18 protein-coding genes and 1 tRNA gene are annotated in these 14,016 nt (G+C 66.3%); 9 read left to right on the plus strand and 10 right to left on the minus strand.

Features of this window, described 5'->3' with window-relative positions; all coding sequences use genetic code 11:
- Positions 1–11 precede the first annotated feature (11 nt).
- Positions 12–1,085: a C40 family peptidase gene (locus FHR38_RS14570; protein ID WP_184535181.1), complete on the plus strand. Its 1,074-nt coding sequence runs from the start codon at positions 12–14 to the stop codon at positions 1,083–1,085.
- A 76-nt stretch (positions 1,086–1,161) separates the two neighbouring features.
- On the opposite strand, the gene dcd is transcribed toward FHR38_RS14570, so the two are convergent.
- Complete coding sequence (gene dcd, locus FHR38_RS14575) at positions 1,162–1,740, minus strand: dCTP deaminase (RefSeq protein ID WP_184535182.1); 579 nt, start codon at positions 1,738–1,740, stop codon at positions 1,162–1,164.
- 79 nt (positions 1,741–1,819) lie between these two features.
- Here dcd and FHR38_RS14580 point away from each other — a divergent pair, with 79 nt between their 5' ends.
- On the plus strand, positions 1,820–2,392 hold the full coding sequence (locus tag FHR38_RS14580; RefSeq protein WP_184535183.1) for a pyridoxamine 5'-phosphate oxidase family protein: 573 nt from the start codon (positions 1,820–1,822) through the stop codon (positions 2,390–2,392).
- A gap of 39 nt (positions 2,393–2,431) precedes the next feature.
- On the opposite strand, the gene FHR38_RS14585 is transcribed toward FHR38_RS14580, so the two are convergent.
- Together FHR38_RS14585 and FHR38_RS14590 are read right to left on the minus strand one after the other, a co-directional pair.
- Positions 2,432–3,418 (minus strand): zinc metalloprotease, encoded by a 987-nt coding sequence (locus tag FHR38_RS14585; protein ID WP_184535184.1) that lies wholly within the window; start codon positions 3,416–3,418, stop codon positions 2,432–2,434.
- A gap of 215 nt (positions 3,419–3,633) precedes the next feature.
- The gene (locus FHR38_RS14590) at positions 3,634–4,632 is read right to left on the minus strand and encodes a zinc metalloprotease (RefSeq protein ID WP_184535185.1); all 999 of its coding nucleotides are present in this window, start codon (positions 4,630–4,632) and stop codon (positions 3,634–3,636) included.
- Between the two features lie 191 nt (positions 4,633–4,823).
- On the opposite strand from FHR38_RS14590, the gene FHR38_RS14595 reads away from it, so the two are divergent.
- Both FHR38_RS14595 and FHR38_RS14600 read left to right on the plus strand, forming a co-directional pair.
- Positions 4,824–4,897: transfer RNA gene (locus FHR38_RS14595), tRNA-Gly, on the plus strand.
- A 299-nt stretch (positions 4,898–5,196) separates the two neighbouring features.
- Positions 5,197–5,496: a DUF7336 domain-containing protein gene (locus FHR38_RS14600; protein ID WP_184535186.1), complete on the plus strand. Its 300-nt coding sequence runs from the start codon at positions 5,197–5,199 to the stop codon at positions 5,494–5,496.
- A 370-nt stretch (positions 5,497–5,866) separates the two neighbouring features.
- On the opposite strand, the gene FHR38_RS14605 is transcribed toward FHR38_RS14600, so the two are convergent.
- From FHR38_RS14605 to FHR38_RS14615, 3 genes are all read right to left on the minus strand, one after another.
- Complete coding sequence (locus FHR38_RS14605) at positions 5,867–6,382, minus strand: hypothetical protein (protein WP_184535187.1); 516 nt, start codon at positions 6,380–6,382, stop codon at positions 5,867–5,869.
- Positions 6,383–7,031: 649 nt separating this feature from the next.
- Positions 7,032–7,265, minus strand: coding sequence for a DUF397 domain-containing protein (locus FHR38_RS33560; protein WP_184535188.1), 234 nt, complete (start codon positions 7,263–7,265; stop codon positions 7,032–7,034).
- Between the two features lie 12 nt (positions 7,266–7,277).
- Positions 7,278–8,198 (minus strand): helix-turn-helix domain-containing protein, encoded by a 921-nt coding sequence (locus FHR38_RS14615; RefSeq protein WP_184535189.1) that lies wholly within the window; start codon positions 8,196–8,198, stop codon positions 7,278–7,280.
- Positions 8,199–8,420: 222 nt separating this feature from the next.
- Here FHR38_RS14615 and FHR38_RS14620 point away from each other — a divergent pair, with 222 nt between their 5' ends.
- The gene (locus FHR38_RS14620; protein WP_184535190.1) at positions 8,421–8,630 is read left to right on the plus strand and encodes a DUF397 domain-containing protein; all 210 of its coding nucleotides are present in this window, start codon (positions 8,421–8,423) and stop codon (positions 8,628–8,630) included.
- 159 nt (positions 8,631–8,789) lie between these two features.
- On the opposite strand, the gene FHR38_RS14625 is transcribed toward FHR38_RS14620, so the two are convergent.
- A complete protein-coding gene (locus FHR38_RS14625; protein WP_184535191.1) occupies positions 8,790–9,179 on the minus strand; it encodes a hypothetical protein in 390 nt (129 codons plus the stop codon).
- A 253-nt stretch (positions 9,180–9,432) separates the two neighbouring features.
- Here FHR38_RS14625 and FHR38_RS14630 point away from each other — a divergent pair, with 253 nt between their 5' ends.
- From FHR38_RS14630 to FHR38_RS14645, 4 genes are all read left to right on the plus strand, one after another.
- Positions 9,433–9,783 carry a hypothetical protein gene (locus FHR38_RS14630; RefSeq protein WP_184539677.1) on the plus strand — a complete coding sequence of 117 codons (351 nt, stop codon included), beginning with the start codon at positions 9,433–9,435 and terminating at the stop codon, positions 9,781–9,783.
- Positions 9,784–10,236: 453 nt separating this feature from the next.
- Entirely contained in the window at positions 10,237–10,803 is a 567-nt protein-coding gene (locus FHR38_RS14635; protein ID WP_246446539.1) for a hypothetical protein, read from the plus strand.
- 247 nt (positions 10,804–11,050) lie between these two features.
- Positions 11,051–11,542, plus strand: coding sequence for a hypothetical protein (locus tag FHR38_RS14640; protein ID WP_184535192.1), 492 nt, complete (start codon positions 11,051–11,053; stop codon positions 11,540–11,542).
- Positions 11,543–11,599: 57 nt separating this feature from the next.
- Entirely contained in the window at positions 11,600–12,004 is a 405-nt protein-coding gene (locus tag FHR38_RS14645; RefSeq protein ID WP_184535193.1) for a roadblock/LC7 domain-containing protein, read from the plus strand.
- A 28-nt stretch (positions 12,005–12,032) separates the two neighbouring features.
- Here the strand turns inward: FHR38_RS14645 and FHR38_RS14650 are convergent, their stop codons facing one another.
- Genes FHR38_RS14650 through FHR38_RS14660 form a run of 3 tightly spaced genes read right to left on the minus strand, consistent with a single transcriptional unit; the run spans position 12,033 to position 13,990 of the window.
- Complete coding sequence (locus tag FHR38_RS14650; protein ID WP_184535194.1) at positions 12,033–12,452, minus strand: hypothetical protein; 420 nt, start codon at positions 12,450–12,452, stop codon at positions 12,033–12,035.
- Positions 12,453–12,455: 3 nt separating this feature from the next.
- Positions 12,456–13,496 (minus strand): hypothetical protein, encoded by a 1,041-nt coding sequence (locus tag FHR38_RS14655; RefSeq protein WP_184535195.1) that lies wholly within the window; start codon positions 13,494–13,496, stop codon positions 12,456–12,458.
- Positions 13,493–13,990, minus strand: a complete 498-nt coding sequence (locus FHR38_RS14660) for a hypothetical protein (RefSeq protein WP_184535196.1) — start codon at positions 13,988–13,990, stop codon at positions 13,493–13,495. Before FHR38_RS14660 ends, FHR38_RS14655 begins: the two co-directional genes overlap by 4 nt.
- Between the last annotated feature and the right edge of the window lie 26 nt (positions 13,991–14,016).

Consider the following 14,016-nt stretch of genomic DNA (forward strand, 5'->3'; position numbering starts at 1 on the left):
TACGGACGCCGGTGGCACATCATGCCCCCCGGTTGCGCCCGGTCCGGTCGGTGCACGCCGACCGAGATACGGCGATACCGCCTACCCGTCGGTCCCGGTTCACCTCCACGCGATCCCGGTTCACCGCCACTCGGTCCTGGTACACCGCCACGCTCGCCGCGATTGCCAGCATCGCCGTCGTGCTCGTCGGCGCGACCCCGGCCCATGCCGAGCCGTCGGTGACCGAGATCGAGAACCAGATCGACAAGGCGTGGGCGAAGCTGGAACCGATCATCGAGAAGCACAACGCCACCCGACAGGACCTGGCCGGCAAGAAGAAGCAGGCCGACGCGCTGGGCAAGAAGATCCAGCCGCTGCAACGCCAGATCGACGAGGCGATGGGCAAGGTCGGGGCGCTCGCTGTCCAGGCGTACAAGGGCGACAACGCCTCCACGCTCAACGCCATCCTCACCACCGGCTCACCCACCACCCTCCTCGACCAGCTCGGTGTGCTCGACCAGTTCGCCCGCCAGCAGCAGCACGACATCCAGGCCGTGGTCGACCTGAAGAACAGGTACGCCGCGCAGAAGGGGCCGCTGGACGTGCTGGTCGCCCAGCTCACCCGCACCGAGGCCGAGTTGGCGGCGAAGAAGAAGGAGATCGACGCCGAGGTCACCCGGCTACAGAAGCTGCGCCTGGTGGCGTACGGCAACGGTGGCGGTGGCGTGCTCCGGCCGGCACCCTGCCCCGCGACCTACCCGGGTGGCTCGACCGGACAGGTGGTCAAGTTCGCCTGCGCCCAGATCGGGAAGCCCTACGTGTGGGGCTCGGCCGGACCCAACTCGTACGACTGTTCCGGCCTGACGCTGCGGGCCTGGCAGCAGGCGGGCGTATCGCTACCGCACAACGCGGCCCAGCAACGGGCGATGATGCCGCACGTGAGCCGTGCCGAGCTACGCCCAGGTGACCTGGTCTTCTACAACGGCCTCGCGCACGTCGGCCTCTACGTCGGCGACGGTTGGGTGGTGCATGCTCCCACCGCCGGTGACCAGGTCAGGATGCGCAAGGTCGACGGTGGTGTGCACAGCTACGGTCGCCCGGGCTGACGTCTTTGGTGTCAGGAAGGGCCCCTTCCTATCGCGTTTCGCATAGGAAGGGGCCGCCCAACACCCGTGGTACGCGTCAGCGGGTCGGCCAGGTACGCCAGCTCTGCCAGGACCGGCTCGGGGTCGGCCCCCGCTGTCCCTGATAGCGCGAGCCGTAGACCTCGGAGCCGTACGGGTGCTCGGCCGGGGACGAGAGCCGGAAGATGCACAACTGACCGATCTTCATGCCCGGCCACAGGGTGATCGGCAGGTTGGCGACGTTGGACAACTCCAGCGTGACGTGACCGGAGAAGCCGGGGTCGATGAAGCCCGCCGTCGAGTGGGTGAGCAGCCCCAGCCGGCCGAGGCTCGACTTGCCCTCCAGCCGCCCGGCGAGCTGGTCGCCGAGGGAGATCACCTCCAGCGTGGAGGCGAGCACGAACTCGCCCGGGTGCAGCACGAACGGCTCACCGTCAGGCACGTCGACCACGGAGGTCAGGTCGTCCTGCTGACGGGACGGGTCGATGTGTGTGTAGAGGTGGTTGTTGAACACCCGGAACAACCGGTCGAGGCGTACGTCGATGCTGGACGGCTGGACCAGCGCCGGCTCGAACGGTTCCAGCGCCAAGGTGCCCGCCTTGATCTCGCTGACGAGGTCACGGTCGGAGAGCAGCATCGTGCCACCATAGCGACCTCCCTTCTGACCAGCACCGTCGCACTACCGATCTCGTACATATGTTCGATAGGATGATCCCATGGCTTCCTGGTCCGAATTCGCCACCGACGATCCCCGGCTCGCCGCCGCGATCCGCTCACTCATGCAGCAGTACGGGCCAGGCTTCGGCTACCTGGCCACCATCCGGGCCGACGGCGGCCCTCGGGTCCACCCGGTCTCGCCCGTGATCACCGACGAGGGGCTGTTCTGCTTCATCGTCGACTCACCGAAACGGCGCGACCTCGAACGCGACGGTCGCTACGCACTGCACTCCTTCCCGCCGGAGGAGAGCGACGACGAGGCGTACGTGGCGGGCCGGGCCCGCCCCGTTACCGACCAGGTCCGGGTCGCCCGACTTGCCGACAGCATGCGGGCCGCACCACAGGTCGACTGGCGCCTGTTCGAGTTCACCGTCGACGTGGCAATGCTGTCCCGGCACGGCAACGACGGCGCGAGCACCTTCGGTGGCGGGGCGGGCCGGCCAGCCGTACAGGTGTGGTTCGACCCGGCCGACGGTCGCAATCGCATGAGCGGCCCAGGGCTGGCGATGCGGCACAGTCGGCGGATCCATCGGCATGCCACCCCCGAATACACGCCGGTGCCGGCCCGTTGACCGAGCCGGCACCGTTGATCAGGTTCGACCTTCCGCCTGTTATGGAGCGCGGTAGGCATTCCAGGCGTTCAGCATCCGGGTCGCCTGGCCCGTCGTGAACTCGTACATGCAGGAGTCGTAGGTGTAGTCCATGAAGTTGTGGATGGGGTCCACACCGGCCGAGCTGCAGGTGTTCCGTCCGGTCGGGCACTGGTAGGCCGGGGACGACTCGGCCGGGGTGTCCGAGACCTGGTCACCGGAACCGGAACAACCACCCTGGAAGGTGTGGTAGAGGTTCAGCCAGTGGCCGACCTCGTGAGTGCCGGTGTCACCCTGGTTGTAGTTGGTCGCGGTGCCGCCCGGCAGCGACTCGTTCAACACCACCACGCCGTCGTAGCTGTCCAGGTTGTTCTTCGGGAACGTCGCCCAGCCGAGCAGGCCGTCGCTGAGTTCGCCGAGATAGATGTTCAGCGTGTTCTTGCCGCCCTGCCGGAGCTGGCTCTTCATCTGGCGTTCCGCCGACGAACCGTCGACGATCGGGTACCAGGCCGGGTTGGTGACGCGGTTGATGCTCTGCAACTGGAAGGCGAACGCGGTGACCGCGCCGCCGGTCCCACCCGCGTACGCCTGGTTGAGCACCGTGATCTGAGAGTTGATCATCGAGTTGGGGATGTTGCCCCCGGCCCGGGTGCTGTTCTCCTGGATCACGTGTACGACCACCGGAATGGTGACCGTGGCCTGGACGCTCGGCCCGGCGATCGTCGCGCTGGCCCGAGCCCGCAGCGTGCTGGTGAAGTCCGCCTCCCGCTCGGCGATCTGGGCCGGCGTCAGGTGGTTGGGGTCATGCTTGCCAGGAGTGCCCGGCCGAGCCTTGGCGAGCGAGTCGTGTGCGCTGCCTGGTTCGACACAGGCGACTGGTGCCTGGTCGGCGGCCAGCGCGGTGGTGGCCGGAGCGACGGATGCTGCTGCGGCGGCGAGCAGCATGGCGAGGGAGGTGGATGCGACTCCGGCTTTTCGCCAGGTCGAAGCGCTTGAGTGCAGCCCCATGAGTTCACCTCTTTCTAGCCGCGACGCGGCCGGGGGTGTGCCGCATCGGGTGCGTGAACGTGAGGCGAACGTTACCCGCCCATCGATACTCATGGAAATAGTGAAGTGTTGCGCAGCGGTTAACGGATGCGTCGTCGACGACGGATGCGTCCGTACGCCAAGAGGCCGGCTGTCCGTCACGACGGAAGCCGGCCTCTGCGGGCAGCGGGTCGGGACTACCTGGCGCGGTACGCCCGCCACGCCTGGACCATGCGCTTCACCTGGTCCGGGGTGAACTGGTGCATGCAGGAGTCGTAGGTGTAGTCCATGAAGTTGTGGATCGGGTCAAGCCCGGCCATGGTGACGCAGGAATCTCGGCCCGTAGGGCAGCCGAACGCCGGGGCCGCCTCGGCTGGCGTGTCCGGCACCGCGTCGCCCTCGCCCGCGCAGCCACCCTGGAACGTGTGGTAGAGGTTCAGCCAGTGGCCCACCTCGTGGACAGCGGTGTCCCCCTGGTTGTAGTTGGCGACGGTGCCACCCGGCAGCGACTCCGCCAGCACCACCACGCCGTCGTACTTGCCGACCTTCTTCTCCGGGAACGTCGCCCAGCCGAGTAGGCCCTCGTCCAACGCGCCGGTGTAGATGTTGAGAGTCTGTGCCCCGCCGACCCGCAGGGCTGTCTTCATCTGCCGCTCCGCAGGACTGCTCGGGACGATCGGATACCAGGCCGGCTTGACCACATGGTTGATCTTCTTGAGCTTGAACGTGAACGGCGACGGGGCGCTGCCGTTGCCGCCGGCAAATGCCTCGTTCAGCACCTTGATCTGCGCGTCGATCAGCGGTCGGGGGATGTTGCCACCAGTTCGAGAGCGGTCCTTGGCGATGACGTGGACCACCACCGGGATGGTGACAGTGCCGCGTGCCGGCATCGCGTACGGGCCGAGCCTCGTCACCCGGGAATGCATCTCAATCAGCTCGCGGTCCCGCCGGGTGGCCTCGGCGAGCGTCAACTCGTTCGGATCGTGCCAGTCCGGTCCACTCCCCGGTCTCGCCCTGGCGCTGCTCGGCGGGAGTTCTGCCGGCGTGACGCAAGTCTGCTCAGCCGTGGCGGGGGATTTCGTCGCCTCGGCCACCGACGGCCCGGCATTCGCCGTCGTCGGCCACAACACGAGTACGAGAGAAGCGGCTGTCGCTCCGGTCGAGCGCAGCGACCAGCGAATGCGGTTGAGGTCCATGCTCACCCCTCGATCGACGGAGGCGACGCGTGGGGTGAGCGAGTCGCTACCTTTCGTGTGGTGAACGTTACCCAGGGCTGTCGGTTTTTCAAACGCTGCGCCCGTGTGCCCTGTCTTGGCGTGGCGACACGGACAACCCGGGGGTACGCGAGTGCACTCCCGCGCTCGACCAGGTACAGTGGGGTCCGCTTGCGGGTGTAGTTCAATGGCAGAACATCAGCTTCCCAAGCTGACAGTGCGGGTTCGATTCCCGTCACCCGCTCCAATAGCAAAGGCCCAGGTCAGGAACTGTTTCCCGACCCTGGGCCTTAGCTTTTCTCGATCTCTATTCGGCCGCCGTGCCCCCTGCGTGCCCCTCCGGTTCAGCGTGCCCGTCCGTGCCCCCGCGTGCGTCCTCGACGAGCCTGCTCAACGCGTCGGCGGTCTTCCTATCCCGGCCGGCAGCTTTGTGCAGGTAGATCAAAGCCGCCCGGGTGGTCAAGGCGCTGCGCGGTGCGGGCGCGGGAGGCCACCCCCATAGCCGCCGGACAGCTACGCCCTGGATGGCTCGGTAACCTCCCGTGCATGGATGTCTTCGTGCTCTGGCACATCCGGCACGCTCGCAACCTTGACGGGATCCCGAACCTGCACCGAGAGAACGGCGAGCTGATCTGGGACGAAGAAGACGGCGATGACCTCAAGCTCCTTGGCGTCTACTCCAGCGAACAACTCGCGGATGACCGCATCCAGGAGGCCCGGCTCCTTCCCGGATTCCGCGATGAGCCGGACTGCTTCATGATTGCCGGCTACGAGCTGGACAAGGATCAGTGGACCGCCGGCTTCGTCTCCATACCTTGCAGCGAGGAGCAGCGACCCAGCCGCTGACTTGCAGCACGCAGGGCAGTACGGAAGCCGGCGGGAGAGAAGGCCCAGGAAAAGGCTATAGACCGTAACGGGATGAGAACGGCAGCGACGTGCTCCCGCCAGGCAGGCTTGCAGGCCGTTGACCGTGGCCCGGATCAGCACCGCGCCGGTACTTAAGCGGTTTACGACAGCTACGCGCGGGCGGGCGGCGCGGGGGGCAAAGCTGCGGGTTCGGCGGTGGTGCCGGCCACTGCTCCCGTACCGTCGCGGCAGGCGTAGGAAAGGCTGGCGTGGATCCACCTACCGTCGATGTCGCGCAGGACGACGAGGCCGCAGTGCCGGCAGGGGACAACCCGGGGGTACGGCGGGGAGAGGCCCGCTCTGGCCTGGCTCATTGTTGGCCTGTCGGATCGTCGTGGCCGTCGTCGCCGTCGAGAGCGTCACCGGTCGCCTGGTCGTCGCCCCAGCAGAGGCCGAGGGTGAGGTCGTCACGGTGGCAGCCGAGATGGTCGATGGGGCGATTGCATTGCTCGCCGTCGGGGCCGATCAGGCCGCAGGTCACCGGCTCGACGTGGTTCCACTGGTCGGCCCGGGAGAGTAGCGCCGGGCTGAGGCCTACTTCGGGTCGGAGCATGATCAGAGCCTCGGCGTACGAGGCGGCCTGGTCGCGTGCCGTGGTCAGGTCACCCGCCGGAAAGGTCAGGTGCAGGGTGTACCGATTACCCGAGCTGTTGGGCGGGTTGAGTGCGTGAGCGCAGGCCGCGCGGACGGCCTCCGACACGTCGGCCCGGTCGAGCACCGCAAACAACTCGGCGTACGGCTCGGACGGTGCACTCTGGCCGGTCGGCTCGGGTCGCATGTTCTCCCTACGCACCCGCTCCCAATACGGTGAGCTGTTGCTCGTCACGCGTACCTCCCAAGTCCTTGCTGTCAGGTCAGTTCGGCGGGTCACCGGGGAGACGGGTGTCCGGGTCCGCCTCCCCGGTGACGTGCGGCGGTGCCGGATTGCCGGATCCGGCTGCCGCCGGCGAAACACGGCCGCACGCCGCTGTTGCCCCCTCGGCGACAGCGGGTGGAGGAAGGCGGTCGTGTTTCGCGGTCCCTGGCGGGGGCGACTGGCCAGGGACGGTGGTGGGCTTCGGTGGGTGGCCGGTAACGGGCCTGCTCAGTCGCTCGTCCCGTACTTGCTGAGCCCAGAGCCGGGCTGCGCACGGCCATGATCCGTGGCAGGCCTGGCACCGACGGTCGTTGTTGAGCGGGTGGAACACCCAGGCGCCGAGCGCCCGCCGGGCCGGGATGTGGTGCGACCAGTAGCGGTCGGCGAGCGCCGCACGCGCCGGATCGTCGATCCGCATTCGCCCGTGACCAGGAACGATCTCCGTCTCGGGGAGCACATCACCTCCGGTGCACTGTACAGATCTGGACTGTGCCGGTTGTCGAGTCCAGTGTGTAGTTGAACAGTGCAAGATCACAAGGAGTAGTTGGGAGTGTTCTGTGCGCGAAGAGGGGGTCCGCCGCCGCAGCGGTGGACCCCCTCTTTGTCAGCCTGGTACGTGTCAGGGTTGCCTGATGCGCCCACTCCGGAGCGCGTCGAGGAACTCGGAGAACGCGGACTCCGAAAAGGCGAGGACAGAACCGTTCTCGCCGGCCTTGCTATCGCAGACTCCCACCAGCCCATGTTGCTCCGAGTGCTGGAACTCCACGCATGCGTTATTGCCGTCGCTCCGGCTCGACTTGCCCCATCTGCCCGTAAAACGCGGATCGGTGGGGTTCACATGACCAGAAATCATTCCCGGCTCCTCTCAGGAGTTGAGTTCAGCGGTCAGGGTCTTGATCGCAGACTGAAGGAGTCGCATGCTCTCGTTCGGGCCGTGCGCTGCGTTGAGCAGCCGGCCAAACAGCTCTACGTAGTCCCTCACCTCGGCTTGTCCCGCATCATCATCGTCCGGGACGAGATAATCTTTGTAGACCGTGTCTACGACGACAACCCGCAGGTCAAGGTCGTTGTAGCGGTAGATGGTGAAGGGGCTTCGCGGGGCAGGTCCATCGGCAAGCCGGGCTCGGACTGGCAGCACGCGTAGGTCGACGTTGGCTTGCTCGGTGATGATGCCGACCAGGTGGTGTAGCTGACCGAGGGCCACTCTGGTATTGACAACCCGGTCGTAAATGGCCGCCTCCTCGACGACCACCGTGAGCCGCGTCGGATGCGAGCCGTGCAGGACCTCCTGCCGACGTAGTCGTCCACGGACTACTTGCTCTGTCGAGGGCGATGCCGATTGCGATGTCGCGTGTACGCGAAACCGGGCGTACTCCTCGGTCTGCAAGAGCCCAGACAGGACATGCGGGTTGTACTCGTAAATCTTTGCGCCCTGTTCAAGGCGGGCAGCGGTGACCTGAGCAGCCCCCATGCCCGCGAAGGCGCGACGCTGCCACCATCCCGGCCGCTCGGCGTATCTCGCGACACCAACCAACGTCGTGTACAGCGCCGAGTCCGGACTGATCTTGAGCGCTTCCAGTACGTCCACGACCAGGCCGGCGCTTACTCCGATCTTGTGCTGCTCTGCCCGGATGATCGCGACGCGATCTCTCCCGACCAAAGCGGCCAGCTCCTCCTGAGTGAGGCCATGATCCTCCCGCAAGCGCCGCAGGTCCCTGGCCAGGACTATCCGTGCGGCGAGTGGGCTTACGGGTACTGGCTCCAGGTCCGGCTCACCTGATGGCATGCGCACCTCCTCTGAGGAGCAGACGTTGCCAGAGTCGCACATCGCGATCTAAAGGGGTGGCCGGGGTGCTGATCATGGATCACGCAGGAGGTACGCAGATACCCCACTACCTGCTTCGTCAGCTGTTTCAGGAGCGTCCGTCGGGCATGTTGACGGAGTGGCGATGCCGCCGCTATTACAGCGAGTGGACCTTACAAATGACCATTCCAGAGGAGGCAAACGATGACCGCACCCGATCTGGCCCATGCTGGCTGGCGCAAGAGCAGCCGCAGTGGGCCAAACGACTCGAATTGTGTCGAGGTTGCTGAGCTTGCTGCGGCGGTCGGGGTACGTGACTCGAAGGACCCGTCCAGTCCGGTGTTGGTCTTCGCGTCGTACGCCTGGTCCAGCTTTGTTGGCGGCCTGCGGGGCGATGGCGGCAAGTCACGTTGATGGGCGCTGGTGATGCCGCCGGCATCACCAGCAGCTTGCCTTGCTGCCGAGCCGAGTGCCGACACCCACCCTTGGTAGTAGCGGCAGATGGACGTCGGCGGCAAGGTCGTCGGTGACGCCGTGGGTGTCGAGGAGTTCGGCGAGAGGGGGCGGACGACGTCAGATGCCCGTCGGGTACAGGTCTACCTTGACGTTACGCAGTTCGACCCAGTAGCCGACCGACCGCTCCGGCAGGTCGGCGATCTCCGTAAGCACCAGACCGTCGCCGACCCTGATTGTTACCACGCTGTCTCGGCCCTGGGCGGGTTCGATCCGACCACGCATGACCACGGCCGCATCGCGGCTGCCGATGAAGTCCGTCGCCTCAGTCGCAGGTACGGCCGAAACGCCCCATTGCACCGGATCGCGAATCTCCCACTCGACATCGACCTGCTGCCCTGGCGTAGGCACCTCGGTGTCGCGCCAGATGCCGGCTGCGGCACCAACAGCACAGGTGAAGATGACCCGCAGGGGCGTTGCCTTCACCACGTCCAGGAGAAGCACGTTCACGGTGCGGCACGGTACCGGTCAGCCGACCAGCTTGTGCTCCGTGTCGACCGTAGGTCGGTGACCGAGAGGCGGACAGCGAGGCGTACGAGCATCGTGCAGTCGAGGTCCACCACCTGTTGCGTGAAGCAGGGTTTGCCTAGCGAGCAGGGCCCTACCCCGATGATTCCACGGCAGAAAACAAGGATGCCGGCGGCGAATTGGGCGTGGAAGACTGCGCCAGCGACAGCAGGCACAAGCAGCGAGGGCCAGCGTGATGACTGAGGACGGGACGACAGTACTGTGGCGGCCGGCCGGACCTGAGGAGCTGGGACTCGTACGTGAATCCGGCTGGCGGCGCTGGCCCCCTCGGTTGCCGGATCAGCCTATTTTCTATCCGGTCCTCAACGAGGACTACGCGATCAGGATTGCCCGGGACTGGAACGTCCCCGCCTCCGGGGTCGGGTACGTGACGAGGTTCCGCGTCGAGGCGGAGTTCCTGCGTCGCTACCCCGTACGCAGGGCTGGCGGTGACACCATCCTTGAGCTGTGGGTGCCCGCTGAGGAGTTGACCGAGTTCAACGGACACATCGTCGGGTTGATCGAGGTGGTGTGCGAGTTTCGGTGACCGTCGTGGTTGGGCATGCGCGAGGACCCCTAGCACACCGACCCGCAATGACAGAAGATGTCTTTCGGCACGATCCTTGTCCGCCAAGTTTCTGATAAGGACCGACCGGGCGGAACCCGGTTGCGAAAGATGCGGTGCACCCTTCCGGATGGCACTCTTCGGCGACGGCCAGTCAAGTGCCGGGGCAGTGGTGCGTGAGGCATGCCCACCCTGTCGGAAGAGTTGCGTAGCCATCGCTGGGAGGAGCGTCAATGGTTGGGGAGCCGCGCACCCCGCTCAGCCTAGCGATGAGTTTCGCTGGGGCACCTGCCTGCGGCGCGATTTGTTCCACAGTGGACGATTGCTCGTCCGTAGGCTACCACCTCCGCCGTTCGTCGCCCGCCGGGCGCGCGTGCCGGCCCACTCGTGACTGCGCGGTCGGAGTGCATCGCGCTGGATCGCTCGGAATCGACCGTGGCTAGACCCGGCCGCATCCGCGCGTTCTCCAGCGCTGCCGTCAAGCTGTTTCGCGGCACCGATGCTTCAGCTGGGCAAGCGCGCGACGACTGGGCAGATCAACAAACCATCGAAACTGTCACGATTAGTGAGGAATCAATGTCTGAGTCGAGCTTGTCGCAAATCGTCATCAACGCGGTCAAGAGCTTTCGCAGTTCGGTGCCGGAATGCGTTGCCGCTGGAGTCGTCGACATGTCGACCGGCATGCTGCTGTCGGTCGACACGACGGACAGCCACCCGCAGGAGGTGCTGGATCTGCTCGCGGCGGCGACCTTCGACATCTTCCAGGGTCGGAACGTCACGATGATCGAAGACATCTTCAAGGCGCGGCGGGGTGTCAGCGGTGGTGGCCACTACTTCCAGGAAATCCTGGTGAACAGCCAGAATCTCACCCACTTGTTCATCCGCAGCGCGGTGAGCCCCAATATCGTCGCCGTTGTCGTCTGCCGGCGTGCGGTCAACATTGGCATGATGTTCGCGCAGGCGCGGATGGTGATGCGGCAGATGGAGTCCGAAGGGGTGTGACCGCTTTGAGGCATGCTGACCTGGGGGTCGAGACAGTCCACGAGGCCACGGGCTGAGCTGGGTCGACGGCGAGCATCCCGGTGCCTGCCCGTCGCCGTTGCTGGGTGACGGGTAGCTCGAAAGGCGCACACACATGTCCGGACGGTTCGCTGTCCTCCACCAGGCCATGCAGATTCTCGGGGCGCGTTCCGTCACGGTGTTCTCGGTTTCGTCCGGATCCGAAGTCTGGTCGAAGACCGTGACCACGGTGACAACCGACCCTGACCTGGTGGCTGCCATGGCCGGCATGGTTGCGGCAGCCGGACGTCTGGCGACGGTCGCCGACCCGGTCGGTCCGTTGGACGAGGTTCTCGCGCTGGACGAGGTCTGGTTTCATGTGCTGTACCCCATCGGCAGCCCGGAGACCGGACCCCAGGTCGCATACCTGCTGCTCGAACGGAACGTGGCAAATCTCGCTGCGGCCCGGCGTGAGTTCCGGACCCTGGTCCAGGCGGTGCCGGCATCGCAACCCGGTCCCACGTCGTCGAGCGAGGAAACGACAACACCGGCCACGACACCCCATGCCGCTGATCGGCCCGCCTTCCCGCGACGGGTAGCGGCGATCCCGACCGAGCCGGGAGCATTGCCTGAGGACCGAACGTTCGGCGATCACACCCGGTGGCTGAACCAGGCAGCGGGCCCGTTCGTATCAGATGAGCGGACACTCCGCCGACTGCTGGAAGCCTTGCGCCAGCTGTAGTGGACGTAACTTGAGGTCAGGTTGTCCCGCCGAGGCGGGCATGCACAGGGAAGTGGCGTGTATCTGGACGACGAGAGTGGCAGGGCCGTACAGGCCGAGTTGGCTGCCCTGCGAAACCACGTGTCGGGCGTGCTCGGCTGCGTTCTCGCGGGGGTCGACGGTCTGCTGATCCTCAACGATGCCGGTCCCGGCATCGAGCCGCACGACATCGCCGCGATGGCCGCAGCCACCGTCGGTCTCAGCCGGCAGTTCAGCCGCGCACTGGACCAGGGGGTGTTCCAGGAGTGCACCGTACGAAGCACGCAGGGGCACTTCGCCGTGTACAGCGTCGGTGAGTGGGCGGTGCTCGCCGTACGGGCCACCGAAGGATTGAACATCGCGCGGCTGCACCTGGAGGCGCGGGCCATGGCCGCCAGGATCGCCCGGATCCTTCCCGTAAACCAGTGGTACGGCCAGAGCTAGCCGTACCCGCTGCGCCATCCGGCCCTCGTCACCAACCCCACTTGGATCGCATCGGTCGGGCGGTCAGCGACTTCGGGGTGCCGTACTCGGTGATCTCGGCCCTGACCCGGGTGACAAGCTGATCGGCGCTGTCGCCGTCCGCTGCCTGACCTCGGTATTCGGGACCTTCCCCCACCCGGTACGCCACTACTGTCCATGGTCGACCGAACATTGCCCGCCCGATCAGGGCGAACGGGGTGAGCAACAGGTTCAGCGTCAAGTGGATCAGGTATACCAGGACGAATGGCAGTGACAGAGCCATCACCAGCACACCGACAATCATGATGGCGTCGCTGAGGTGCAGGCCAACCTCCATCAACCGGAACCCCCACGGCTGTTTCGGGGCCCAGGGCAGCCAACGTCGTCCCACCCGCCATCGGCGTCCGTCCCGGCTGGTCAGTCGCGCCATCGGTCAGGCCTCGGTGAAAACGGTAAGGTCGCCGCCGAAGATTTCGTACATGCTGTGCAGGTTTGCCACCATCATCTCGATGGAGGAGGCGAACATCTTCGTCTGAAGCTCGATCACCCGGCCGGTGTCTTTGATCAGATCGACCACGGTGAGCACCAGCTGGAGCAGGCTCCATGCCGCCTTTCCGAGGCTGTCGGTGGTGGCCAGGGTCGCGACGGCCTTCTTGATCCGCGCGGTATAGAAGTTCAGCGCCAACAGAAAGCTGTTGATGATGTATTCGTAGGCGTTCGCGATCCACTCGTACGTCTGCTGATACGCCTTGAAGACGTTCGCGAGCGCCCCGAAGCCCCGGATCAAGCGGTCCCGCATGTGGTAGTCGAAGGCCGTCGACGCGCTACCAGCGTCGCCGGTCCAGTGCGCGGAGAGCAGGTCCATGCCGTGTTCGAGGTTGTCGGCGACCTGCTCGGCACCCCGCTCCAGCTCGCCCATGGCCTCGGCTATGCGGCGCAGCGTCCCCCATTCGCCGAGCACGAGGGGCAGCGCCTCCGCCAGCAGGTCGTATCCGGTCACCCATTTCACTATGTCGTTGATGTGGCCGAGCAGGCCGTACACCGATTCCTTGGCGCTTTCGGAGTCGCGGCGTTCGGTCGGCACGACCAGCCGCACCGCCGCGCCTGCCGAGAAGCCGTTGGTCACCACCACGACGTCCTGTTCGCGGTGGTCCGCCGGTAGGTTCCAGGTGCGACCGGTGGTCCACAACCGGTCGGCTGCTGCGGCGTCGGCCCGGTCGTAGTTGTCGGCGGTCAGCCGCAGGTCGTACGCGGTCAACCACAGCCCACGGTCAGCACCGCCGAGGAACGTCAGCAGCGCTTCCGAACTGCTCTCGACTGCCCAGCGGGCCGGGGTCAGCAGGCCGGTCAGGCCGGTGGTGTCGGCACAGTACTGCGCGCAGTACGTACGCATGCTCGCCACCGCTCCACTGCGGTTCTGGTCGATCTGGTCGGCGTATCCACGCAGGTGGCCCGTCTTGACGATCAGACTCATCGGCCCGACCGTCCCGCCGTCTGGTCCGATGATGCCGTCGCCGTCGCCGTCGCCGTCGCCGTCGCCGTCGCCGTCGCCGTCGCCGTCGCCGGTGGCTGGCCTGACGGTGCCGTCCCGGGCGACGATGGCTGGCCTGACGGTGCCGTCCCGGGCAGGGCGGCGCGGATCGCGGCCTCCGCCTGCTCGTCCGTCATCTCCTCGGTGACCAACTCGAACGAGCGCCGTACCGCAGCCAATCGATCAGCCAGCCAGATGTGGGCGGATCGTACGTCCGGATCCTCGCTGTCTCCGCGCGCGACGTCGACCCAGTCGAGGTCGGCGTCGGCGATCCGCGCCCGTACGCGGAGGAAGGCAGGTGGCGCGTCCTCGGGTACGTCCTGGTCGGTTCCGCCGCCGGAACGTTGGGCAGCCTCCCGTTCTGCCGCCTCGCGGGCCTCGAACTCCTCGATTTTGGCCAACACCCCGGTACGCCACTGTCCGAGCTGACTTTCCATTTCCGCGATTTCAACTCGCTGGCGCT

Source organism: Micromonospora polyrhachis (assembly GCF_014203835.1).
Classification (GTDB): domain Bacteria; phylum Actinomycetota; class Actinomycetes; order Mycobacteriales; family Micromonosporaceae; genus Micromonospora_H; species Micromonospora_H polyrhachis.

What these genes read in the sequence shown, in the direction of transcription:
- dcd (WP_184535182.1), bottom strand. Translation starts at nt 1,740, where the DNA reads ATGCTGCTCTCCGACCGTGACCTCGTCAGCGAGATCAAGGCGGGCACC.
- FHR38_RS14585 (WP_184535184.1), bottom strand. Translation starts at nt 3,418, where the DNA reads ATGGGGCTGCACTCAAGCGCTTCGACCTGGCGAAAAGCCGGAGTCGCA.
- FHR38_RS33560 (WP_184535188.1), bottom strand. Translation starts at nt 7,265, where the DNA reads ATGATTTCTGGTCATGTGAACCCCACCGATCCGCGTTTTACGGGCAGA.
- FHR38_RS14600 (WP_184535186.1), top strand. Translation starts at nt 5,197, where the DNA reads ATGGATGTCTTCGTGCTCTGGCACATCCGGCACGCTCGCAACCTTGAC.
- FHR38_RS14620 (WP_184535190.1), top strand. Translation starts at nt 8,421, where the DNA reads ATGACCGCACCCGATCTGGCCCATGCTGGCTGGCGCAAGAGCAGCCGC.
- FHR38_RS14660 (WP_184535196.1), bottom strand. Translation starts at nt 13,990, where the DNA reads ATGGAAAGTCAGCTCGGACAGTGGCGTACCGGGGTGTTGGCCAAAATC.
- FHR38_RS14630 (WP_184539677.1), top strand. Translation starts at nt 9,433, where the DNA reads ATGACTGAGGACGGGACGACAGTACTGTGGCGGCCGGCCGGACCTGAG.
- FHR38_RS14590 (WP_184535185.1), bottom strand. Translation starts at nt 4,632, where the DNA reads ATGGACCTCAACCGCATTCGCTGGTCGCTGCGCTCGACCGGAGCGACA.
- FHR38_RS14650 (WP_184535194.1), bottom strand. Translation starts at nt 12,452, where the DNA reads ATGGCGCGACTGACCAGCCGGGACGGACGCCGATGGCGGGTGGGACGA.
- FHR38_RS14580 (WP_184535183.1), top strand. Translation starts at nt 1,820, where the DNA reads ATGGCTTCCTGGTCCGAATTCGCCACCGACGATCCCCGGCTCGCCGCC.
- FHR38_RS14655 (WP_184535195.1), bottom strand. Translation starts at nt 13,496, where the DNA reads ATGAGTCTGATCGTCAAGACGGGCCACCTGCGTGGATACGCCGACCAG.
- FHR38_RS14615 (WP_184535189.1), bottom strand. Translation starts at nt 8,198, where the DNA reads ATGCCATCAGGTGAGCCGGACCTGGAGCCAGTACCCGTAAGCCCACTC.